The sequence below is a fragment of the Catenuloplanes atrovinosus genome (genome assembly GCF_031458235.1).
Lineage (GTDB): Bacteria > Actinomycetota > Actinomycetes > Mycobacteriales > Micromonosporaceae > Catenuloplanes > Catenuloplanes atrovinosus.
The window spans coordinates 6,103,278-6,125,308 of record NZ_JAVDYB010000001.1 but is presented as its reverse complement, the minus strand read 5'-3'; the positions used below and the strand labels follow the sequence as shown (position 1 = coordinate 6,125,308).

At 72.5% G+C, this 22,031-nt stretch carries 17 protein-coding genes; 8 read left to right on the top strand and 9 right to left on the bottom strand.

Annotated features, from left to right (window positions below; translation table 11 throughout):
• Nucleotides 1-610 precede the first annotated feature (610 nt).
• The gene (locus J2S41_RS27105; RefSeq protein ID WP_310371721.1) at nt 611-2,143 is read left to right on the top strand and encodes an alkaline phosphatase D family protein; all 1,533 of its coding nucleotides are present in this window, start codon (nt 611-613) and stop codon (nt 2,141-2,143) included.
• A gap of 37 nt (nt 2,144-2,180) precedes the next feature.
• On the opposite strand, the gene J2S41_RS27100 is transcribed toward J2S41_RS27105, so the two are convergent.
• The 3 genes from J2S41_RS27100 to J2S41_RS27090 form a co-directional block, all read right to left on the bottom strand.
• Nucleotides 2,181-2,969: an ABC transporter permease gene (locus J2S41_RS27100; protein WP_310371720.1), complete on the bottom strand. Its 789-nt coding sequence runs from the start codon at nt 2,967-2,969 to the stop codon at nt 2,181-2,183.
• A 62-nt stretch (nt 2,970-3,031) separates the two neighbouring features.
• Complete coding sequence (locus tag J2S41_RS27095; RefSeq protein WP_310371719.1) at nt 3,032-3,787, bottom strand: ABC transporter permease; 756 nt, start codon at nt 3,785-3,787, stop codon at nt 3,032-3,034.
• 11 nt (nt 3,788-3,798) lie between these two features.
• A complete protein-coding gene (locus tag J2S41_RS27090) occupies nt 3,799-4,794 on the bottom strand; it encodes an ABC transporter ATP-binding protein (RefSeq protein WP_310371718.1) in 996 nt (331 codons plus the stop codon).
• 315 nt (nt 4,795-5,109) lie between these two features.
• On the opposite strand from J2S41_RS27090, the gene ileS reads away from it, so the two are divergent.
• Together ileS and J2S41_RS27080 are read left to right on the top strand one after the other, a co-directional pair.
• Nucleotides 5,110-8,217 (top strand): isoleucine--tRNA ligase, encoded by a 3,108-nt coding sequence (gene ileS / locus J2S41_RS27085; protein WP_310371716.1) that lies wholly within the window; start codon nt 5,110-5,112, stop codon nt 8,215-8,217.
• A gap of 124 nt (nt 8,218-8,341) precedes the next feature.
• Nucleotides 8,342-9,010: a lysophospholipid acyltransferase family protein gene (locus tag J2S41_RS27080; RefSeq protein WP_310371714.1), complete on the top strand. Its 669-nt coding sequence runs from the start codon at nt 8,342-8,344 to the stop codon at nt 9,008-9,010.
• A 145-nt stretch (nt 9,011-9,155) separates the two neighbouring features.
• On the opposite strand, the gene J2S41_RS27075 is transcribed toward J2S41_RS27080, so the two are convergent.
• Complete coding sequence (locus tag J2S41_RS27075; RefSeq protein WP_310371712.1) at nt 9,156-10,628, bottom strand: cryptochrome/photolyase family protein; 1,473 nt, start codon at nt 10,626-10,628, stop codon at nt 9,156-9,158.
• A 104-nt stretch (nt 10,629-10,732) separates the two neighbouring features.
• Entirely contained in the window at nt 10,733-12,169 is a 1,437-nt protein-coding gene (locus J2S41_RS27070) for a hypothetical protein (protein ID WP_310371710.1), read from the bottom strand.
• Between the two features lie 168 nt (nt 12,170-12,337).
• Between J2S41_RS27070 and J2S41_RS27065 the strand changes: the two genes are divergently transcribed.
• Both J2S41_RS27065 and rffA read left to right on the top strand, forming a co-directional pair.
• The gene (locus J2S41_RS27065) at nt 12,338-14,308 is read left to right on the top strand and encodes a TIGR03960 family B12-binding radical SAM protein (RefSeq protein ID WP_310371708.1); all 1,971 of its coding nucleotides are present in this window, start codon (nt 12,338-12,340) and stop codon (nt 14,306-14,308) included.
• Between the two features lie 60 nt (nt 14,309-14,368).
• Complete coding sequence (gene rffA, locus J2S41_RS27060; protein ID WP_310371707.1) at nt 14,369-15,529, top strand: dTDP-4-amino-4,6-dideoxygalactose transaminase; 1,161 nt, start codon at nt 14,369-14,371, stop codon at nt 15,527-15,529.
• Here rffA and J2S41_RS27055 read toward each other — a convergent pair.
• Genes J2S41_RS27055 through J2S41_RS27045 form a run of 3 tightly spaced genes read right to left on the bottom strand, consistent with a single transcriptional unit; the run spans nt 15,507 to nt 17,332 of the window.
• Nucleotides 15,507-15,908 carry a hypothetical protein gene (locus J2S41_RS27055; RefSeq protein WP_310371705.1) on the bottom strand — a complete coding sequence of 134 codons (402 nt, stop codon included), beginning with the start codon at nt 15,906-15,908 and terminating at the stop codon, nt 15,507-15,509. The genes rffA and J2S41_RS27055 overlap by 23 nt on opposite strands.
• Before the next feature lie 13 nt (nt 15,909-15,921).
• Nucleotides 15,922-16,416 carry a GNAT family N-acetyltransferase gene (locus J2S41_RS27050; RefSeq protein ID WP_310371704.1) on the bottom strand — a complete coding sequence of 165 codons (495 nt, stop codon included), beginning with the start codon at nt 16,414-16,416 and terminating at the stop codon, nt 15,922-15,924.
• The gene (locus J2S41_RS27045) at nt 16,400-17,332 is read right to left on the bottom strand and encodes a glycosyltransferase (protein ID WP_310371703.1); all 933 of its coding nucleotides are present in this window, start codon (nt 17,330-17,332) and stop codon (nt 16,400-16,402) included. Before J2S41_RS27045 ends, J2S41_RS27050 begins: the two co-directional genes overlap by 17 nt.
• A gap of 88 nt (nt 17,333-17,420) precedes the next feature.
• On the opposite strand from J2S41_RS27045, the gene J2S41_RS27040 reads away from it, so the two are divergent.
• Both J2S41_RS27040 and J2S41_RS27035 read left to right on the top strand, forming a co-directional pair.
• Nucleotides 17,421-17,795: a GtrA family protein gene (locus J2S41_RS27040; protein ID WP_310371701.1), complete on the top strand. Its 375-nt coding sequence runs from the start codon at nt 17,421-17,423 to the stop codon at nt 17,793-17,795.
• A complete protein-coding gene (locus tag J2S41_RS27035; RefSeq protein ID WP_310371699.1) occupies nt 17,792-20,386 on the top strand; it encodes a hypothetical protein in 2,595 nt (864 codons plus the stop codon). Before J2S41_RS27040 ends, J2S41_RS27035 begins: the two co-directional genes overlap by 4 nt.
• A gap of 258 nt (nt 20,387-20,644) precedes the next feature.
• Here the strand turns inward: J2S41_RS27035 and J2S41_RS27030 are convergent, their stop codons facing one another.
• Nucleotides 20,645-21,226: a TetR/AcrR family transcriptional regulator gene (locus J2S41_RS27030; RefSeq protein ID WP_310371697.1), complete on the bottom strand. Its 582-nt coding sequence runs from the start codon at nt 21,224-21,226 to the stop codon at nt 20,645-20,647.
• Nucleotides 21,227-21,342: 116 nt separating this feature from the next.
• Here J2S41_RS27030 and J2S41_RS27025 point away from each other — a divergent pair, with 116 nt between their 5' ends.
• Entirely contained in the window at nt 21,343-21,771 is a 429-nt protein-coding gene (locus J2S41_RS27025) for an ester cyclase (protein WP_310371695.1), read from the top strand.
• Nucleotides 21,772-22,031 lie beyond the last annotated feature (260 nt).

The window sequence follows — 22,031 nt, the reverse complement described above, 5'->3', positions numbered from 1 at the left end:
CGCGGCTCTCGGCACGCTCTGGTGGCTCGCGGCCCGTGATCCACCGCATGATCGACTGGTTACTGATACACAGAGCACGTCAAGAGCCGCCGATAACGTGCTCTACGTATCTTTAGTCGCCGACGCCCACCGCGAGACACCCGGGCCGGGCCGGGCTGTACTCAAGATCGACGGTGGCTGTCGCGGCCGGGGGATGCGCGGCGCGGCGGTGTGCCGTTCTCGCGGAACCGCCGGGTGGTCCACTGGTGAGTGATGCGGCCTCCTGGCCGTGAGGCCCGGGTGCCGGGCGGGCATCGGCCGAGGACGCGAGTCAAAGCCATGATCGACTTAAGCTGAGTGGCATTGCGGCGGCCGGGCTTCCCGTCAGATCCGCGGGGTCCGGCAACCCCTCGGCGAGAACCCGGGCGGGGTTTTCTCGCGACCGGCCACGGATCTGACAGGGAGGAGCGCCAGCGACGACCGGTGCCCGCGGGAGCATGCGGGACCCGGGCAGGCCGGGAGTGGGAATATCGATATCCGCGAAGCGGGTCTTGCCCGGGTTGCGGCGGGTTTCGCGCGGGATTTCGCGGTTGGTCAACGATGCGCAAGGTTCGGCGGATAGACCACGTGCATGACTATCGACAGGCGTGGACTCATCCGGGCCGGGTTCGGCGCGGGTGCGGGACTTATCGGCGGGCAACTGCTGGCGGGCGGCGCGAGCGCGGCCCCCGCGTTCCACCCGGGCGGACGGCCGGTGCTGACGCACGGCGTGCAGAGCGGCGACGCGACCGCGAACTCCGCGATCGTCTGGACCCGCTCGGACCGGGCCGGGCGGATGCTGGTGGAGGTCAGCCGGCGGCCGGACTTCCGGGGCGCGCGGGTGCTGCGCGGGCCGGTGCTGACCGCGGGCTCGGACTTCACCGGCAAGGTGCGGCTGCGTGACCTGCCGTCCGGCTCCAAGGTCTACTACCGGGTGCGGGTGGAGGGCGACCGGCAGGCGAGCGCGCCGCTGACCGGCTCGCTGACCACGGCGCCGACCGGGCGCGACGACATCCGGTTCGTGTGGACCGGTGACGTGGCCGGTCAGGGCTGGGGCATCAACCCGGCGTTCGGCGGCATGAAGATCTTCTCCGCGATGCGCGACCGCCGGCCCGACTTCTTCCTGCACAGCGGCGACACCGTGTACGCGGACAACCCGATCAGCGCCAGCGTGACGCTGCCGGACGGGACCGTGTGGACGAACGTGGTGACCGAGGCGAAGTCCAAGGTGGCCGAGACGCTGGACGAGTACCGCGGCCAGTTCGCCTACAACCTGCTGGACGACCCGTACCGGCGGTTCGTGGCAGAGGTGCCGCAGATCAACCAGTGGGACGACCACGAGGTCACCAACAACTGGTACCCGGGCGAGATCCTGGACGACGCCCGGTACACGGAGAAGCGGGTGGACGTGCTGGCCCGCCGCTCCCGGCAGGCGTACTTCGAGTACCTGCCGCTGCCCGACCTGTCCGGCCCGATCTACCGCAAGCTGTCGTACGGCCCGATGCTGGACGTGTTCGTGCTGGACATGCGCACGCTCAAGGACCCCAACGACGGCAACACCTACGCCGACCCGAACCGCGGCCTGCTCGGCGCGGCGCAGCGGCGGTGGCTGATCGACGGCCTCAAGCGGTCCCGGGCCACCTGGAAGGTGATCGCCAACGACCTGCCGATCGGCCTGGTCGTGCCGGACGGCGCGGCGGCTCAGGAGGGCGTGGCCCAGGGCGACCCGGGCGCGCCGCTCGGCCGCGAGCTGGAGTTCGCCACCGTGCTCCGCGAGGCGCACCGGGCGAAGGTCAGCGGCATCGTGTTCCTGACCGCGGACGTGCACTACACGGCCGCGCACCACTACGACCCGGCGCGGGCCGCGGTGCAGGACTTCACGCCGTTCTGGGAGTTCGTCTCCGGCCCGGCGCACGCGGGCGCGTTCGGGCCGAACGCGCTGGACGGCACGTTCGGCCCGGAGGCGGTCTTCGTGAACGCGCCGCCGGCCGCGAACACGTCGCCGTACGCCGGGTTCCAGCACTTCGGCGAGGTCAACATCGACGCGCGGACCGGCGCGTTCACGGTGGACCTGCGCGACATCGACGGGAAGTCGCTGTTCCGCAGGACGCTGCCGAAGCCGTGACCGAGGTGAGCCGGGGCGCCGCGCGGCGCCCCGGCTCTCACAGCGTGTCCAGTGAGGCGCGCCGCCGCGACTCCGCCTCGAAGATCCGCAGCAGCACGGCGGCGAGCGCGGCGTACGCGAGCGCGATGCCGGCCTCGATCAGCAGGTCCGGCGCCACCGCGGCGATCGGCGCACCGCCCGCCGCGTCCCGGGCCGCCGCGGCCGAGTGCGTGATCGGCAGCACCGTCCCGATCGCGCGCAGGACCGGCGGCAGCTGGTCGAGCGGCACGTTCACGCCGGTGAGCAGCACCATCAGCGCGGACGTCACGTTCGAGATCACCCAGATGTCGCGGAACCGCAGCCCGAGCGCGCCCAGCGTCAGCCCGAAGAACGCGGACGCCACCGCGCCCGCGGCCAGGCAGAGCGCCAGCAGCGGGATCGCGGACGCCGGGATGTGCAGCCCGAGCAGGCCCGCGCCGAGGGCCAGGATCACCGCGGCCACGAACAGGCCGTTCAGCGCGTACGGCGTGGCCCGGCCCAGGAAGATCAGCGTGCGGCTGCGCGGGGACAGCAGCACGTGGCCGAGCGTGCCGAAGCGGCGCTCGTTGCCGATCGCCATCGTGCCGCCGAACACGCACGTCCACGCGGCGGCCAGCACCGCGTTGCCGACGATGTAGAACCGGTCGTCGCCGACCGACAGCTGCCGGCCCACGTAGGCGAAGAAGATCAGCTGGAAGAGCGGCCCGACCAGCAGCGACCCGATGAAGACCGGCGGCGTCGTCCAGTTGAACAGCGCCCGGTACGCGATCACGCTGCCCATCCCGAGCAGCCGGAGCGTGCCCCTCATGCCGGACTCTCCTTCGCGCCGCGGTTTCGTTGTGGTCGGTGCTGAGCCGATGATTCGCTCGCTCATGCCAGCGCCAGCGTGGCCGCCGCGCGGGCCCGCCGCTCCACGTGGACCAGGGACAGTGCGCCGAGCGCGAGGCAGATCGCGCTGATCCCGGCGCACCAGGCGAGCGACGGCCAGACCGCGCCGCCCGCGGTCGCCTCGCGCATCGCCCGCGCACCCCAGGTGGTCGGGAGCACGGCCGCGAGCGGGCCGGTCCACGCGGGCAGCGACGAGATCGGCAGCAGCATGCCGGAGAGCAGCCAGACCGGGTACTCCAGCGCGTTCTGCAGTGCGTTCGCGTGGCGCAGCAGCACGAACAGCGACGCCAGCAGGATGCCGAACGCGCCCAGCGACAGCACCGTGACCGGCGCGGTGACCAGGAACGCCCACGGGCGCGCGAAGTCCAGCCGGATGCCGTAGAGCACGCGGGCCCAGACGAGCGTGGCCAGCAGCGCGTAGCTGCCGATCGCGCCCTGGGCCAGCGTGATCGGCAGGAAGATCATGACGGGCCGCCGGGGCGCCAGCATCAGCATCTCCAGCGTGCCCTGCCAGCGCTGGGACTGGATCGCGCCGCCGGCGCCGAACAGCACGGACGACCAGACGCCCATCATCCCGGCGCCGACCGCGGCCTGAAGCAGCTTCTGCGGCTCCGCGGACGCGCGGAACAGGTACACCGCGAGCGTGGCCTGCACCACCGGCACCACCACGAACACCGCGAGGTCGAACGGCGACCGGGACACGTGCTTCATGTGGAACAGCATCCCGAGCACCAGCATGCGCAGGCTTCTCACACGATCACCGGCTCCCGCTTGCCGGCCGCCGCGATGATCGCCACGTACGCGTCCTCCAGCGTGGGCTCGCGGGACGTGACCCGGCCCAGGCGCACCCCGTCCAGCCGGCGCAGCACGTCCTGCTGCACGTCCACGTCCGCGTCCGACTGCACGGTCAGCACCTGCACCTGGCCGCGCTCCTCGACCGCCGCCTCGCGTACCCCCGGGAGGTTTTGAAGATCTTCAAGAGCGTCCGCGGGTACGCCGTAGGCCTCGATCTCCAGCACGCGCCGCCCGTCCGCCCGGTGGCGCAGCTCCGCGGGCGTGCCCAGCGCCTGGATCTCCCCGTCCGAGATCACCGCGATCCGGTCGCAGAGCTCGTCCGCCTCGGCCATGTAGTGCGTGGTCAGCAGCACGGTGGTGCCGGTCGCGGCCAGGTTCGCCACGGTGGCGCGCAGCTCGCGGGCGGCCACCGGGTCCACGCCGATCGACGGCTCGTCCAGAAAGATCACCTCGGGGGAGTGGAGCAGACCGCGCGCGATGTGCAGCCGCTGGCGCATGCCGCGCGAATACCCCTCCACCCGCTCCCGCTCCCGGCCGGTCAGCTTGACCAGCTCCAGCAGCTCGGCGATCCGGCGCTTTTGCTCGCGCGCGGGCACGCCGTACAGCTCCGCGAAGTACCGCAGGTTGTCCAGCGCGGAGAGGCGCTCGTAGAGGCCCCGGTCGCCGCCGAACACGTACCCGATCCGCCTGCGCACCTCACGGGTCTGCCGCTCGACGTCGAAACCGCAGATCCGGGCGGTACCGGAGGACGGGATGAGCAGCGTGTTCAGCATCTTGATGGTGGTGGTCTTGCCGGCCCCGTTCGGCCCGAGCAGGCCGAACAGCTCGCCCCGGCCCACCGTCAGGTCCACGCCGCGCACCGCGTGCACCTCGGTGGTCCTCGGTCTCAGCCACCCCGTGCGGCTGCGGTAGGTACGCCGCAGCCCCTCAGCCTCGATCGCGTTCTCCATGCGCCCGAACCTAGAGCGTGCGGGGCACGGCGAGAAACGAATTCGGGTCCGGCCGAACCACCGGTAACTCGGATGAGGCCGGCGGGGGAGGGTGGGTACTCTGGAGGGCAGCAAGGCGTCGATCCGGCCATCACCGGGGAGCCTCCGGAAGAAAAGCCCCCTCTGGGGGCCGAGTAGAACCGGACGGGACGGCCCGTCACAGCCGGCAATGAGCGGGCGACCGGATCCTCGGTCGTCAAGCGGGGTGGTACCGCGGGCCTTGGCTCGTCCTCGCAGACCTTGAGTGAGCAGGCTGCGAGTAGGAAGTGACCACCGATGGCGTACCCCAAGAACGCTGCGACGCCCGGCGTGCCGGCCAGCCCGGACCTGCCGGCGGTCGAGCGCGGCGTCCTGGACTACTGGGCGTCCGACAAGACCTTCGAGGCCTCCGTCGAGGCCAGGCCGGCCGGGGATGACGGCAAGAACGAATACGTCTTCTACGACGGCCCACCGTTCGCCAACGGCCTCCCGCACTACGGCCACCTCTTCACCGGCTACGTCAAGGACCTGGTCCCGCGCTACCAGACGATGCGTGGCCGGCGGGTGGAGCGGCGGTTCGGCTGGGACACCCACGGCCTGCCCGCGGAGGTCGAGGCGGAGAAGCAGCTCGGCATCTCCACCAAGGCCGAGATCCTGGACCTGGGCGTGCAGACGTTCAACGACGCCTGCCGCACGTCGGTGCTGAAGTACACCAACGAGTGGGAGCGGTACGTCACGCGCCAGGCCCGCTGGGTGGATTTCGAGAACGACTACAAGACCCTCGACCCGGACTACATGGAGTCCGTGATGTGGGCCTTCAAGACGCTGCACGACAAGGGCCTGGTCTACGAGGGCTTCCGGGTGCTGGCGTACTGCTGGCGCTGTGAGACGCCGCTGTCGAACACCGAGACCCGGATGGACGACGTCTACCGGGACCGGCAGGACCCGTCCGTCACGGTCTGGTTCCAGCTCGACTCCGGCGAGAAGATCGGCGTCTGGACCACCACGCCGTGGACGCTGCCGTCGAACCTGGCGCTCGCGGTCGGCCCGGACATCACGTACGCGGTGCTGGAGAAGGACGGGTCGCGCTATCTGCTCGGCGAGTCGCGGGTCGCGGCGTACGCCAGGGAACTGGAGGGCTTCGAGCAGGTCGGCACCGTGCGGGGCGCCGAGCTGGTCGGGAAGCGGTACACGCCGCTGTTCGACTATCTGGTCGAGCAGGCCGGGCCGAACGCGTTCCAGGTGCTCGGCGCGGACTTCGTCACCACCGAGGACGGCACCGGCGTGGTGCACATGGCGCCCGCGTTCGGCGAGGACGACCAGAACGCCTGCAACGCGGCCGGCATCCCGACCATCGTGACCGTGGACGACCACACCCGGTTCACCGCGCTGGTCCCGGACTTCCGGGGCGAGCAGGTCTTCGACGTGAACAAGCCGGTCATCCGGCTGCTCAAGGACCGGGGCGTGCTGCTGCGGCAGGACACGTACACGCACTCGTACCCGCACTGCTGGCGGTGCGAGACCCCGCTGGTCTACAAGGCGGTCTCGTCCTGGTTCGTGGCGGTCTCCACGTTCCGGGACCGGATGGTCGAGCTGAACCAGCAGATCAACTGGACGCCGTCGCACATCAAGGACGGCTCGTTCGGCAAGTGGCTGGCGAACGCGCGCGACTGGTCGATCAGCCGCAACCGGTTCTGGGGCTCGCCGATCCCGGTCTGGAAGTCGGACGACCCGCAGTACCCGCGGGTCGACGTCTACGGCTCCTACGAGGAGCTGGAGCGCGACTTCGGCGTGCGCGTCACCGACCTGCACCGGCCGTTCGTGGACGAGCTGACCCGGCCCAACCCGGACGACCCGACCGGGAAGTCCACCATGCGCCGGGTGCCGGAGGTGCTGGACTGCTGGTTCGAGTCCGGCTCGATGCCGTTCGCGCAGGTGCACTACCCGTTCGAGAACGCGGAGTGGTTCGACCACCACTACCCGGGCGACTTCATCGTGGAGTACATCGGCCAGACCCGCGGCTGGTTCTACACCATGCACGTGCTGGCCACCGCGCTGTTCGACCGGCCGGCGTTCCGCAACTGCCTCAGCCACGGCATCCTGCTCGGCGAGGACGGGCGCAAGATGTCCAAGAGCCTGCGGAACTACCCGGACGTCTACAAGGTGTTCGACTCGCACGGGTCGGACGCGATGCGGTGGATGCTGATGTCCTCGCCGGTGCTGCGCGGCGGCGACATGGCGGTCACCGAGGTCGCGATCCGCGACGCGGTCCGCCAGGTGCTGCTGCCGCTGTGGAACGTCTGGTACTTCTTCTCGCTCTACGCGAACGCGGAGGGCTACGAGGCGAGGCGGAGGACCGACTCGGCGAACGTCCTCGACCGCTACGTCCTGGCCAAGACCGGTGAGCTGGTCACGGCCGTGCAGCGGCAGCTGGACGACTACGACATCTCCGGCGCCTGCGCGACCGTCCGCAACTACCTGGACGCGCTGACCAACTGGTACGTGCGCCGGTCCCGCGACCGGTTCTGGGAGGGCGACCGCGACGCGTTCGACACGCTCTACACCGTGCTGGAGACGCTCGCCCGGGTGGTGGCGCCGCTCGCGCCGCTGACCAGCGAGGAGATCTGGCGCGGCCTGACCGGCGGGCGCTCGGTGCACCTGACCGACTGGCCGTCCGCGGAGGAGTTCCCAGCCGACCACGCGCTGGTCGCGGCCATGGACTCGGTCCGGGACGTCTGCTCCGGCGCGCTGTCGCTGCGCAAGGCCCGCGCGCTGCGCGTCCGGCTGCCGCTGCCGAAGCTGACCGTGGCCACGCCGGACGCGGACTCGCTCGGCGACTTCACCGCGCTCATCGCGGACGAGGTCAACGTGAAGGAGGTCGTGTTCACCACGCAGGTGGAGGACTACTGCCGGCAGGTGCTCACGGTCGTGCCGCGCGCGCTCGGCCCGCGCGTCGGCGGCGCGGTCCAGCAGGTCATCAAGGCGGTCAAGAGCGGCGACTGGCAGTTGGTGGACGGCGCGCCGGTCGCGGCCGGCGTCACCCTCCAGGACGGCGAGTACGAGCTGAAACTGGTCGCGGTGGACGTGGAGAACTCGGCGACGCTGCCGAACGGCGGCGTGGTCGTGCTCGACACCGCGGTCACGCCGGAGCTGGCCGCGGAGGGCCTGGCCCGGGACGTGGTGCGGGTGGTCCAGCAGGCCCGCCGCGACGCGGACCTGAACGTCTCCGACCGGATCACGGTCACCCTCTCCGCGTCCGACGAGGTGGTCGCCGCGGTCCGGGCGTACCGCGACTTCGTGGCCGGCGAGGTGCTGGCCGACGACGTGGCCTTCGCGGCCGGCGTCACCGGGTTCACCGGCGAGGTCGGCGACGGCGAGGAGGTCGTCGTCCAGGTCGTCCGCTGACCGTGTGTTCCTTAGCACCCCGTGCCGCCCTCACCAGGCGGTACGGGGTGCTTTCTTTTCGGCATCCGTCGGCTACCGTGTGATCGCCCCGGCTCCGGGGCTCACGTCGCAGGAGGGTCGAGGGTTGCCACCGCTCTATTCGTTCGGGAAGGTCACGGTCGGTCCGCTCCTGAACCTGATCTGGCAGCCGGAGGTCGAGGGCCGCGAGAACATCCCGGACTCCGGCGGCCTCATCTTCGCCAGCAACCACCTCTCCGTCGCGGACGAGGTGCTCTCCGCGGTCGTCGTCCCGCGCCACCTCGCGTTCTGGGCCAAGTCGGAGTACTTCAAGGGCACCGGCCCGCGCGGCCTCTTCGTCAAGCACCTGCTCCAGGCGCTCGGCGCGATCCCGGTCGAGCGGGCCGGCGGACGCGCCGCGCTCGCCGCGTTCGACGCGGCCATCCCGGTGCTCCAGAGCGGCGGCCAGGTGGTCGTCTACCCGGAGGGCACCCGCTCCCCGGACGGCCGCCTCTACAAGGGGCGCACCGGCGTCGCCCGCCTCGCCACCATGGCCGGCGTGCCGGTCATCCCGGTGGGCGTGCTCGGCACCGACCGGATGCAGCCGATCGGCCAGCGACTGCCGAAGTTCCGGCCGAGCGGCGCGGTGATCCGCTTCGGCAAGCCGATGGACTTCACCGGCCGCGCCACCGACACGCTCGGCCTGCGCGCGATAACGGACGAGGTCATGGCCGAGATCCAGAAGCTGACCGGCCAGGAGTACGTCCCGAACTACGCACCGCCGAAGACCTCTTAGGAAATCATGTTCCCGCTTCCGGCGGGGTTGCGGTCCGCATGCTCGCAGCGGGCACCGGCCGGCCGAGGAGGCGGAGCGTTTACTCCGGTCAGGGGTGGGTGGTCGGGGCGGCAGCCGGGCTGCCTGCCGGTCGCGTGGTGGCCGGTCAGGGGGCGTCGGAGCCGCGGGCCTGCTCCTGGGCGACGACGGCGTCGATGTCGTCGATCCGGTCGAGTTGCTGGAGTGAGCGCATCATCCGGACGTTGCCGGAGAGGCGTTCGCGCGTGCGGTGCAGGAAGGACCAGTAGCCGGCGGTGAACGGGCAGGCGTTGTCGCCGAGGCGGACTCGGGGGTCGTAGCGGCAGCCGCCGCAGTAGTCGCTCATCCGGTTGATGTAGTTGCCGCCCGCGGCGTACGGCTTGGTGGTTATCCGGCCGAGGTCGGCGTACTGGCTCATGCCGACCACGTTCGCCACCATCACCCACTCGAAGCCGTCGATGAAGTTGCGGTGGAACCAGTCGGCCATGTCGGCCGGTCGCCAGCCGCGTTGCAGCGCGTAGTTGCCCAGCACCATCAGGCGCGGGATGTGATGCGCGTAGCCGCGATCGCGTACCCCGGCCAGCACGTCCGACAGGCAGGCCGCCTCCACGGCGTCCGCGTCCAGGTTCGCGAACCAGGCGGGTAGCCGGTTGCGCGCGGAGAGCTCGTTGACCGAGCGGTATCCGGCGTCGAAGTACCAGTAGAGGTGCCAGACGTAGTCGCGCCAGCCGATCAGCTGCCGGATGAAGCCCTCCGCGCTGGCCAGCGGCACCGAGCCCGCCCGGTACGCCGCCTCCGCGCGGCGCACCGCCTCCATCGGGTCGAGCAGCCCCAGGTTGAAGCTGGACGAGAGCAGGCTGTGCGCCATGAACGGGTCGCCGGAGAGCATCGCGTCCTCGTGCGGGCCGAAGCGCGGCAGCCGGTACGTGACGAAGTGCCGCAGCCGGTCCAGCGCCTCCCCGCGGGTGGCCGGGAAGATCCGCGGCCCGTCCCGGCCGGTGAACTCGACGCCCTCGGCCGCCCACCGGTCCAGGTCCGCGCGGACCTCGGCGTCGATCTCGTCCTCGACGATCTCCGGCGGGGGCGGCACGTCGAGCCGGGTCACGCCGCGCGGCGGCGGGTTGCGGTTGTCCGCGTCCAGGTTCCACTTCCCGCCGGCGGGAGTCCCGTCCGGCTCCATCAGCACGTCGTGCCGGTGCCGCGCGTACCGGTAGAACTCCTCCATACGCAGCGTGCCGCGGCGCGCGTCCGCCCACCCGACGAACTCGTCGTGGCCCGTCACGTATCCGCGCGGCGGCAGCACCGTGACGCCGTCCAGCCCGCCGACGAGCCGGCGGGCGCGCAGCGTGGTCGGCGCGCACACGTCGACCGGCTCGCCGGCCAGGCGCAGCGCCTCCCGATACGTCCGAGTCTTCCGGTAGAGCACGCGATCGCCCAGCTCGGCGGCCCGGTGTCGCATCGCGGAGAGCATCAGGTGCGCCTTCTGCCGGTGGAACGCGCGGCGCTCGAAGACCGCCCGGGACTCCACCATCAGCACCGGCTGGTCCGGATGGTCCAGAAAGTGCGGCCCCAGGTGGTCTCCGAACAGCCAGCGCCGCATGCGACGAATTCTTTCCCCGCCGCCCGCCCGGCCCCCCGGTGACGCACCGTTTATGTTTGTGGTTCAGCTCACATGCAACTTGCACGTGCGGCCGCTTCCACGCGTCAGACCGTGATCTGCTCCCGGGTGATCACGGCGCCCCGGATGCGGTCCAGCAGCGCCGCGCTGTCCGCGACCGAGCGGCGGGTGAAGACCGCGGTGCCGAGGCTGCCGTGGTCGGCCCAGCCGCACACCACCACGGTGGCGCCGTCCGCCTCTCCGGTGCCGCAGCGCTGGAAGCCACCGCTGTCGCCGGCGTCCACCGGCTCGACGCCGGACAGCCCGTACACCTCGGTCAGCCGCGTCATCTCGGCCTCCAGGTCGGTCTCCGGCGACCAGCGGAACCCGGTCACGCCGAAGACGGTCACCTGCTTGCCGCCGGCATCGCCGTAGACGCCCGCGAACGTGCTCTCGGCCAGCAGGTGCGCGCCGCGCATCTCCGCCTCCAGCGACTGCGACGTCTCGTCCGCCTCCGCGCCGCTGCGCAGCGACAGGTCCGCTATCGCCTCCGGCAGCGACGCCTTCGCCGGGTACTGCTGCCACAGCGGCGTGCCGAAGTAGGCGGGCACGCCGCAGCAGCAGGCCACGGTGAGTAACAGCATGGTGAGCAGCACCATCGGCCAGCGGCGGCGCCGACGCCGGCGCATCTGCGGCGGCGGGTAGCCCCCCGGCGGCGGATAGCCGGGCGGCGGGTAACCCGGCGGGCGGGCCGGCAGCTGCGGGCGCGCGGCCTGCTTGCGGTCCTTCTTCCGCTTCTTCGCGGGCGCGGGGGGCGGCACCGGCCGGCTCTGCGCGGGCGGTGGCGGTGGCGGCGGTTGCTGCGGCCGGGTGTACGACGGCGGCGCGTACTGCGGCGGCGGCTGCGGCGCCCGCGGCGGCTGGGACCGTGGCGGCTGGGACGGTGGCGGCTGGGACGGTGGCGGCTGTGGCTGGTGGGACCGCGGCGGCTGCGGGGGAGGACCGGGCTGCCGGGCCGGCGGCTCGACCGTGGTGCGCGGCAGGTCCGCCCGGTCGATCCGGGTCGGGGGCGGCGGCGGGTACTCGTAGTGCTGGTCCGGCACGTGCTCGTCCCAGTCGGCCGTGCCCTCCCACGGGTCCACTGGCGCGGGCAGGTCCAGCGTCGGGTCGAGCGGCCGGTCCGGCTGCTCCTCGGCCCGGTCGCGCCCGAACCCGAACCGGCGGCGCTTCTTCGGCCCGGGCGGCGGCACGACGGCCGCACCCCGCCACGGCGCCGGCCGCGGCTGCTCGGCCGGGAGCGTCTCGGTCCCGTCCGCGGCCGCCTCACCCTCGCCGGCGGCGGCGGCCGGCGTGCGCGCGGTGTCCTGGCTCGCGGTGTCGTCGTCCGTGGCCGGCCGGTCCGGCGCCGGCATCGTCGCGGTGCCGTCCGGTCCGGTGGCGGCGCTTCCGTCCGTACCCCCGGACGGGTGTGATGGTGCGGCCTCGGAGCCGGCGGCGGCCGGCGGCTCGGGCTCCGGGTGGCGGTCCGGCCGGTCTTCCGCCATCGTCGCTGTCTCCTCGCCGTTTCAGGGTCGTGGGCCGTGCGCGTGCCCTCACAAGCGAGGTTATCCCCGCCGGTCCAGCACGCTCCGTGACGGTTTCGGTGCGGCGGTCCGGGTCGCGGAGTGCTCACCGTGGCCGCGTACCCTGGTTGGTTGATCCCGGGAGGTTTCATGAGCACCGCTGGTTCGAGGGACGCCGTATCGGTCTGGCCCCAGCTCGAACAACTGCTGCCGCTGGTCAGCAAGCCGATTCAATACGTCGGCGGCGAGCTCGGCGCGGTCGTCAAGGACTGGGACTCCGCGACCGTGCGCTGGGCGCTGATGTACCCGGACGCCTACGAGGTGGGCGTGCCGAACCAGGGCGTCCAGATCCTCTACGAGGTGCTCAACGAGCAGCCGGACGTGCTGGCCGAGCGCACCTACGCGGTGTGGCCGGACCTCGAGGCGCTGATGCGCGAGCACGGCGTCTCCCAGTTCACGGTGGACGCGCACCGGCCGGTCGGCGCGTTCGACCTGCTCGGGCTCTCGTTCGCCACCGAACTGGGTTACACGAACCTGCTGACCGCGCTGGACCTGGCCGGCATCCCGCTGGACTCCGAGGACCGCACGGACGCACACCCGATCGTCGTGGCCGGCGGTCACGCCGCGTTCAACCCGGAGCCGATCGCGGACTTCATCGACGCGGCCGTGCTGGGCGACGGCGAGGAGGCGGTCCTCGAGATCACCGAGATCGTCCGGCGGTGGAAGGCGGAGGGCGCGCCCGGCGGCCGGGACGAGATCCTGCTGCGCCTGGCGCGCACCGAGAGCGTGTACGTGCCGCGCTTCTACGACGTCGACTACCTGCCGGACGGGCGGATCCAGCGGGTCGTGCCGAACCGGGCGGACGTGCCGTTCCGGGTGAACAAGCGCACGACCATGGACCTGGACCAGTGGCCGTACCCGAAGAAGCCGATCGTGCCGCTGGCCGAGTCCGTGCACGAGCGGTACGCGGTGGAGATCTTCCGCGGCTGCACGCGCGGCTGCCGCTTCTGCCAGGCCGGCATGATCACCCGACCGGTGCGCGAGCGCTCGATCGAGACCGTGGGCCAGATGGTGCGCCAGGGCCTGGAGTTCTCCGGTTACTCCGAGGTCGGCCTGCTGTCGCTGTCCAGCGCGGACCACACCGAGATCGGCGACATGTGCTCCGGCCTGGCCGAGCAGTACGAGGGCACGAACGTGTCGCTGTCGCTGCCGTCGACCCGGGTGGACGCGTTCAACATCGAGCTGGCGCAGGAGCTGTCCCGCAACGGGCGGCGCACCGGCCTGACGTTCGCCCCGGAGGGCGGCTCGGAGCGAATCCGCCGCGTGATCAACAAAATGGTCAGCGAGGAGGACCTGATCCGCACGGTCGTCACGGCGTACACCAACGGCTGGCGGCAGGTGAAGCTGTACTTCATGTGCGGGCTGCCGACCGAGCAGGACGAGGACGTGCTGCAGATCGCCCGGCTCGCGCACGAGGTGATCAAGGCGGGCCGCGCCGCGACCGGGTCGAAGGACATCCGCTGCACCGTGAGCATCGGCGGGTTCGTGCCGAAGCCGCACACGCCGTTCCAGTGGGCGCCGATGGACCGGCCCGAGGTGATCGACAACCGGCTGCGGATGCTCAAGCAGGCGATCAACAGCGATCGGTCGCTGGGCCGCGCGATCGGCTACCGGTACCACGACGGCGAGCCGTCGCTGATCGAGGGCCTGCTGTCCCGCGGTGACCGGCGGGTCGGCGCGGTGATCCGGCGGGTCTGGGAGAAGGGCGGCCGGTTCGACGGGTGGAACGAGCACTTCTCGTTCCAGCGCTGGGTGGACTCCGCGGCCGAGGTGCTGCCGGCGTTCGGCGTGGACCTCGACTGGTTCACGGTCCGGGAGCGCGACGAGACCGAGGTCCTGCCCTGGGACCACCTGGACTCGGGCCTGGACAAGGAGTGGCTGTGGCAGGACTGGCAGGACGCGCTCAGCGAGTACGAGCAGGACGACTGCCGGTGGACGCCGTGCTTCGACTGCGGTGTCTGCCCGAGCATGGACACCGAGATCCAGATCGGCCCGACCGGTAAGAAGCTGCTGCCGTTGACCCCGCTGAACACGTCCGGCCCGCGAGTGCACGCACACTGAGGGAGGACAAGACCGTTTCGGGTGGCATTTTGCCGAAATAGGGGTATTAATGTCGTTCGGGTGACCGCGACCACCACCACCCTGACCGGAATCCCGTTCAACCGGCCGTACCTGTGCGGCCTGGAACGGGAGTACGTCGGCGAGGCGATCGGGCTCGGTGCGCTCTCCGGTGACGGACCGTTCACCGCGCGCGCCACCGGCCTGCTGACCCGCCTCGTCGACGCCCCGGAGGCGCTGCTCGCCACCTCCTGCACACACGCGCTGGAGATGGCCGCGATCCTGCTGGACCTGCGGCCCGGCGACGAGGTCATCGTGCCGTCGTTCACGTTCGTCTCCACCGCGAACGCGTTCGCACTGCGCGGCGCGGTCCCGGTCTTCGTGGACTGCCGGCCGGACACGCTCAACCTGGACGAGCGGTGCGTCGAGGAGGCGATCACGTCGCGCACCCGCGCGATCGTGGTCGTCCACTACGGCGGCGTGGGCTGCGAGATGTCGTCGATCGCGGCGATCGCGGCCCGGCACGGACTGACCGTGATCGAGGACAACGCGCACGGGCTGGGCGGGACCTACTACGGCCGGCCGCTCGGCTCGTTCGGCGCGCTGGCCACGCAGAGCTTCCACGTCACCAAGAACGTGCAGTGCGGGGAGGGCGGCGCGCTGGTCTTCAACGACCTCAGCTACTTCACCCGCGCGGAGATCGTCCGGGAGAAGGGCACGAACCGCAGCCAGTTCTTCCGCGGCATGGTGGACAAGTACCGCTGGGTCGACGTCGGCTCGTCCTACCTTCCCGCGGACCTGCTGGCCGCGTTCCTCACCGCGCAACTGGAGGCGTTCGACGACATCCAGCGCCGCCGGCACGCGGTCTGGTCCGCCTACGACACCCGCCTGGCCGCCTGGGCCGCCGAGCACGGCGTCGAGCGCCCGGTGGTGCCGGTCGGCCGCGAGCACCCCGCGCACCTCTACGCGCTGCTGATGCGCGACCTGATCGACCGGCAGGAGTTCATCCGCCACCTCGGCCACCGTGGCATCCAGGCCACGTTCCACTACCAGCCGCTGCACGCCGCCCCGGCCGGCCGCCGCTACGGCCGCGTCGCCCCCGGCGGCTGCCCGGTCACCGAGGACATCGCCGACCGCCTGGTCCGCCTCCCGCTCTTCGCCGGCATGACCGCGGCCGAACTCGACCAGGTCGTCGACGCGGTCACGTCGTACCGGCCGGCCTGAGCCCCGGCCCTCGACCGCCGTGGGCGGGCAGGGCCGCGACCAGCGTGGTGACCGCCACCGCGACGCCGCCGAGCACCGCCAGCGCGGCCAGCGCGGTGGCGCCGGCCGCCACGGTGGACAGCGTCACGCCCAGCAGTGCCCAGACGCCGGTCAGGCCCGCGGCCAGCCGCGCCGGGAGCGTGCGGCACGCCGCCGCCACCAGGGCGATCACGCTGAGCACCGCGCCGCAGAGCAGCGCGCCCAGCAGCGGTGCCGAGGGCCGGTCCAGCACGCGGGGATCGTGAGGTCTGCCCTGGTCGAAGCCGGCGACGGCCGGGGAAGCGGCCTGCGCCAGCGCGGTGACCAGGACGATCCAGCGACCTGCCCGGGTCTCGGTCATCGGCTCGGCCTCCCTAGGAGCGCAGCTCCAGCCAGAGTACGTCCGTCGGGGTGCCGTCGATGTCGGTGCGGTAGTGCCGTTCCGGCACCTCGACGAAGCCGTTGCGGCGGTGCAGTGCCAGCACCGGGCGGTTGGCGGCGAGCGTGCGGGCGCCGAGCACGGCCAGCCGCAGCTCGTCCCGCGCGTAGCGGATCGCGGCCTGCTCCAGGCCGACCCAGGCGCCGAACAGCGCGCCGCGCGGGCGCAGCCCGTCGAGGTCCAGGAAGAAACCCCATTCGGCGGTCCGGCCGACCGGGTCGTGATCCTGGAACGTGACCGCGCCGGCCGGCCCGCCGTCGTGCTCGTAGATCAGCACTCGCCGCCCGGGGTCCGATGAGACCCGTGACCACCAGGCGCGATGCACCTCCGGCGTGATCACGTCGCGGTAGAGGAACTGCGCGCGCACCTCGGGGTGGTTGCGCCAGCGGCGCACGTCCTCGAGGTCGCGCGGCTCAGCGGGACGGAGCATGGACCGGGCCCTCCACCTGTTCGCGGATCACGTAGCCGGGCCGGCCGCTGCCCGTGGTGTGGATACGCGCGATGTACTCGCCGAGCACGCCGACCGCGATCATCACGGCGGACGAGGAGAACGCGACCATCGACGCGATCGTGGTGAACCCGGCGATCCGCGTCTCGCCGGTCGCGTACGCCCAGATCAGCCGCGCGAGCAGGCCCAGCCCGCCGAGCCCGACCAGGAACCCGGCGTACGTCACCAGGCGCAGCGGCGCGGTCGAGTAGCCGAACGTCATGTCCGCGGCGTGCCGCAGCAGCCGGCCCGGCGTGTACCCGGACCGCCCGGCCGCGCGCGGCGCGATCCGCACCCGGACGCCGGCCACCCGGGTGGTGCCCCAGGACAGTCCCACGTCGATCGCGGTCCCGGGCCCGCGCACGCCGTCCAGCCCGCGCACCAGGAACGCCCGGAACGCCCGGAACGCACCGACCAGCCGGGCGTTACGCACCCCCATGGCCCCGGCCAGCCCCGCCTTGACCAGCCGGGACGCGGCGTCGCGGAGCAGGCCGTGCTCCTCGGTGACGGGCAGCCCGTAGACCAGGTCCACGTCATCGGTCAGCGCGGCCACCAGGCGCGGGATCTCCGCGGGCGGATGCTGGAGGTCGTCGTCCATCGTCACGATCACCTCGTGCCGGGCCGCGCGCAGGCCGGCCAGCAGCGCGCCGTGCTGGCCGACGTTGCGGGCCAGCCGGATCGCGCGCACCTCCGGGCGGTGCCGGGCCAGCGCGGAGGCGGTCTCCCAGGTCTCGGTGCCGCCGTCGTCGTCCACCACCAGCACCACCTCGTGCCCGGTCAGCACCTCGCCGAGCTGCGACACCAGCGCCGGCAGCGTCCCGGCCGAGCGGTAGCAGGGCACGACGACCGAGATCCGCATCCACACCCCTCCACCTGGGCCACCGTCTTCCTCGGTGGATCGTTGAACACGCGTGACTTGCACCGCGCAGAGGCGACTGCTCCGCCCCGTGCTCAACGACCGACGCGCTCACTACGTTCTCGCCGGGGGACTCGGCGCGGTCGTCTACTACGGCCTCTTCTCCGCGGGCTGGCTGCTGTCCGGCGGGCGGGCGCCGTACCTGCTGCTGGCCGTGCTCGCGAACGCGGCGACCGCCGTGCTCACCTACCCGGTCTACCGGCGGATCTTCGGCGCGACCGGCTCCCGGGCCGCCGGACTGCTCCGGTTCTACCTGGTCTCGCTCGGCAGCCTGGCCTGCACGCTGGTCGGGCTGCCGCTGCTGGTGGAGCGCGCGGGCCTGCCGGTGCTGCCCGCGCAGGCGCTGGTCATCGTGGCCGCACCGGTGATCACCTATCAGCTGCACCGCGGCTGGTCGTTCCGGTGACCGCCACGCTCACCCGCGCGGACTCCGCGGAGCCGGCCGCCGCGCTGCCGCGCCGGGGCCGGTTCGCCCGCGGAGCCGGTCTCGTCGTCCGCTTCCTGCCCGCGGCGGTCACGGCCGCCATCACGATCACGATCCTTCGCTGGTACGGGGTGAGCGCGCGCGACATCGCGGCGTTCTCGGCGTACCTGGGCCTGGCCGTGCTGCTCCCCGGCACGCTGGTGTGGCGGGCGCTGCGCGGCGGCGCCGGCGCGCTGCCCGCGGACGTGGCCGGCGGCGCCGCGATCGGCTACTCACTGGAGATCATCGGGTACGTGGCCGCGCGCTGGGCCGGCCAGCCGCGGCTCGCGCCGGCGCTGCCGGTCGCGATCCTGCTCGCGTTCGTCCTGGTCCGGCCGCTGCGCCGGTTCTGGCGGGGGGCGGGCGCGCCGGTGCCGCGCCGCTGGGCGTGGGGGGTGGCGGTGGTCTGCCTGCTGGTGCTCGGCTGGACCGCGGCCACGTTCTTCCGCGCGCACGGGCTGGACTGGCCGTCGGCCGGCTCGCCCTATGTGGACATGCCGTTCCACCTGGCGCTCGCCGGTGAGCTGAAGAACCACGCGCCGCCGCGGATCCCGTACCTGGTCGGCGAGCCGCTGCACTACCACTGGTTCGTCTACGCGGACCTGGCCGCGACCAGCTGGGGGACCGGCATCGAGCTCCAGGTGCTGCTGCTGCGGCTGAGCCTGCTGCCGATGGCGCTGGTCTTCGTGGTCGGCACCGCCGTGCTCGCCACCACCCTGGTCGGCGAGTTCCGCGCCCGGGTGCCGTGGTGGACCGGCCCGCTCGCGGCGCTGCTGCCGCTGGTCGGGGCGCCGTTCAACCCGTACCGGGACGTGCCCGCGTCCGTGCCGCAGGGCTCGATCCTGGACGCGCTCTGGCTCAGCCCCACCCAGACGTTCGGTGCGATGCTCGCGATCGCGGCCGTGCTGCTGCTGATCGAGCTGCTCCGCGACGCCGTCGGCGCCGGCCGGTGGGCGATGCTGATCCTGCTGCTCGCGGTGATCACCGGCGCCAAGGCGACCTACCAGCCGCTGCTGCTGGCCGGTCTGGTGCTGGCCGTGACCGTGCGCTGGATCGGCGAGCTGCGCCCGCCCCGGGCCGCGCTCGCCGCCACCGGCCTGACCACGGTCACGCTGGTGTTCGCGCAGCTCGTGCTCTTCTCCGACTCGGCCGGCGGGCTCAGCGTCCGCCCGCTCTCCACCGCGCTCAACTCCGAGCTCGGGCACATCGCCGGCACCGCCACGCTGCCGCCCGGCACCGAGGGCGGGCCGCCCGTGCCGACCCGGTACTCCGCGATGGACGGCGTGCCGTTCGGCGGCCAGGACGTGGACCCGGCCACACTCGCGCCGATCGGCGTCACGGCCGCGACCGGCGGCACCGCGGTCGAGGGCGCGGCCGCGCCCGCGCCCGGCGTGCTGGGGGAGGGCCTGATCCACCTCGGCCTGACCCGCGTCGCCGAAGTCGGCTGGTGGCCCGCGTTCACCCTGGCCACGCTGGTGCTGCTGCTCTGGATGAGCATGGTCGGCGGCGCCTGGGCGATGCTGCTGCGCCCGCGCCGGCTGGTCGACCCGGGCGTGCTGATCTGCCTGGGCGTCGTGGCGGCCGGGTTCGGTGCCGCGCTCACGTTCGAGCATCCGGGCGCCAGCCAGCTCTACTTCGTCAACTCGGCGCGGCCGTACCTGGGCTGCCTCGCGGTCGCCGGGCTGGTCGTGGCCACCGCGCGGCGACGTACCGCCGGTGGCCGGGTCCTGGGGTTCTTCTCCTTCGCGGCGGGCGCCGGCGCGATCTGGGCCGGCCACGACCTGATCGGGGCACCCCGCGACAACCAGGGCTTCGGCGCGGTGCTGGCGCCGCTCGGCGTGCTGGCCGTCGCCGGCGTCGCGGTCTGGCTGCTGGTCTGGGGCCTCGCCCGGCTCCGGCAGCGGGTGCGGCCGGCCCGCCGCGCCTGGTTCGCGGTCTGGCTGACCATGCTGGGCATGGTGGCCCCCGGCGCGGTCGCCGGCTACGCCTCGCCCATCGTCGCCGCCGTCCGCGACGGCTGGCGCGACGTGCCGATGGAGGCGGAGCCGGCCGAGGTGCGCCCCGCGCTGCCGGCGGGTGCCATCGAGGCCGGCCGCTGGTTGCGCGACCATTCCGCCCCCGGCGACCTGGTGGCCACGAACGCGCACTGCCGCGCGCTGCGCGAGTGGGTGTGCGACAACCGCACCTTCTGGGTGTCCGCCTACACGGAGCGCCGCGTGCTGCTCAACGGCTGGGGCTACACCGTGACCGCGCACACCGAGGCCGCCCGCACCGGCACGGTGGTCAACCGCGTCGACTTCTGGGACCGCTCCCTGATCAACCTCAACGACGCCGCGTTCCAGATGCCCTCCGCCGTCAGCGTCGGCCGCCTCGCCGCCGACCACGGCGTCCGCTGGCTCCTCGTCGACCGCCGCACCAGCACACCCCCACCCGAACTCTCCCGCTACGCCATCCCCCGCTTCACCTCCGGCCTCTGCGACGTCTACGAACTCCCGCCGTCCGCCGCCTCCTACCGGGTCACCTCCGCCGACTAGCTCCGCCCCTCACCGGCCCGGGTGCCGGCCTGGCACCGCTCCCGGCCTCCGCCCGGCGGTCTGTGCCGGTGTTCGCCCGGTGCGAGCGGACGTCTTCGGAGCACGGGCCGTCGCGGTCGGGATAACGCCGACCGTCTGTGCCGGTTCACCGGGTGCGAGCCCTTCGGACCTGCGTACCGGTGATGCCGGTGTTGGCCGCACCTCGGAACCCGGCCCGGTGCCACGTCCCGCCGGCCGGAACCGGCTCCCGCGCCGGGCTCAGGAGGTGGCGGGGCGGAAGCGTGCGACCAGGGCGTCGAGGCGTGCGGTGCGGTGGTCCGGACGGAGGCGGCCGTGGCGGTCCAGCATGACCAGGCCGTGCAGGGCAGCCCAGAGGACCTCGGTGAGCGTGTCGGCGTCGCGGGGGGCGGTGACGGTGGCGACGGCGTCGCGCAGTGCGGTGAAGGCTTCGGTCAGCGGGGTGGGGGCGTCCCCGGCCGCGAAGCGGAGGCGGGTGGAGCGGACGAACATCGCGTCGTACAGCGCGGGGTTCTTCGCGGCGAAGCCGCTGAACGCGGCGGCGGCGCGGCCGAGCTCGTCGTCGGGCGAGGTGGTGTCGCGGCGGGCCTCACGCAGCGACGCGGCCAGCTCGCCGAAGCCCTCCAGCGCGACCGCCTCGACGATCTCCTCCATCGACCGGAAGTGCTTGTACAGCACCGGCTGGCTGTACTCGATCTCGGCGGATAGCCGGCGCGTGGTGACCGCGTCCCAGCCCTCGCGCTCGGCCAGCGCGCGTGCCGTCGCGGTGATGAGCCGTTGCCGGGCGATGCGCTCGCGCTGCCGGCGCTCCTCGATGGTCATGCCCCACTCTAGCACTGCTAGCGAATTTAGCGGTGCTATTGACGCGTCGATGCCGAAGGGTTAGCGTTGCTAGCGCTAGCGGCGCTAACCACCGCTTCACCTGAGGAGACACCGACATGACCACGTCCGCGCACCGGCTCGCCGACCTGTTCGTCGAGATGATCAATTCGCACGATCCGGACCTGGTGGACCGCTTCGTCGCCGAGGACTACATCAACCACAACGCCGTCGTCCCGGACGGGCGGGAGGCGAACCGCTCGTTCTGGACGGCCTTCCTCACCGGGCTGCCGGACGCGCGCGTCACGATGGAGGATCTGGTCGTCTCCGGCGATCGCGTCGTGGGCCGCTTCACCTATCGAGGCACCCACACCGGGGACCTGCTCGGCATCCCGGCCAGCGGCGCGACGGTCGAGATGCGCAGCATCGACATCTGGCGCGTCCGGGACGGCATGTTCGCCGAGCACTGGGACGAGCTGAACCTGATGGAGGTCTTCCAGCAGGTCGGCGCGCTGCCCCCGCTCACCGGCATGAACGCCCCGGCGTGACGTCCGCGACGGATACGTGGTCGCCGTTCCGAGCCCCCTGAACAGCGACCATGTATCCATGGCCACTGGACGGTGGCTCCTATAGGGCATATTTCGGACGCTGGGCGCGCACGTGCTGCCGGCCACCCGATCGAGGGGCCGTGGGGACGTGCGATGGACGCGCCCGCGTGCCGCGGGCCGATCGAGCCGGCGTCGGGCGGCGGGTGGGCGCTGTGGGGTTTGGTGAGTGCACGGATCTGGCAGGGAGGAGCGCCGGCGAC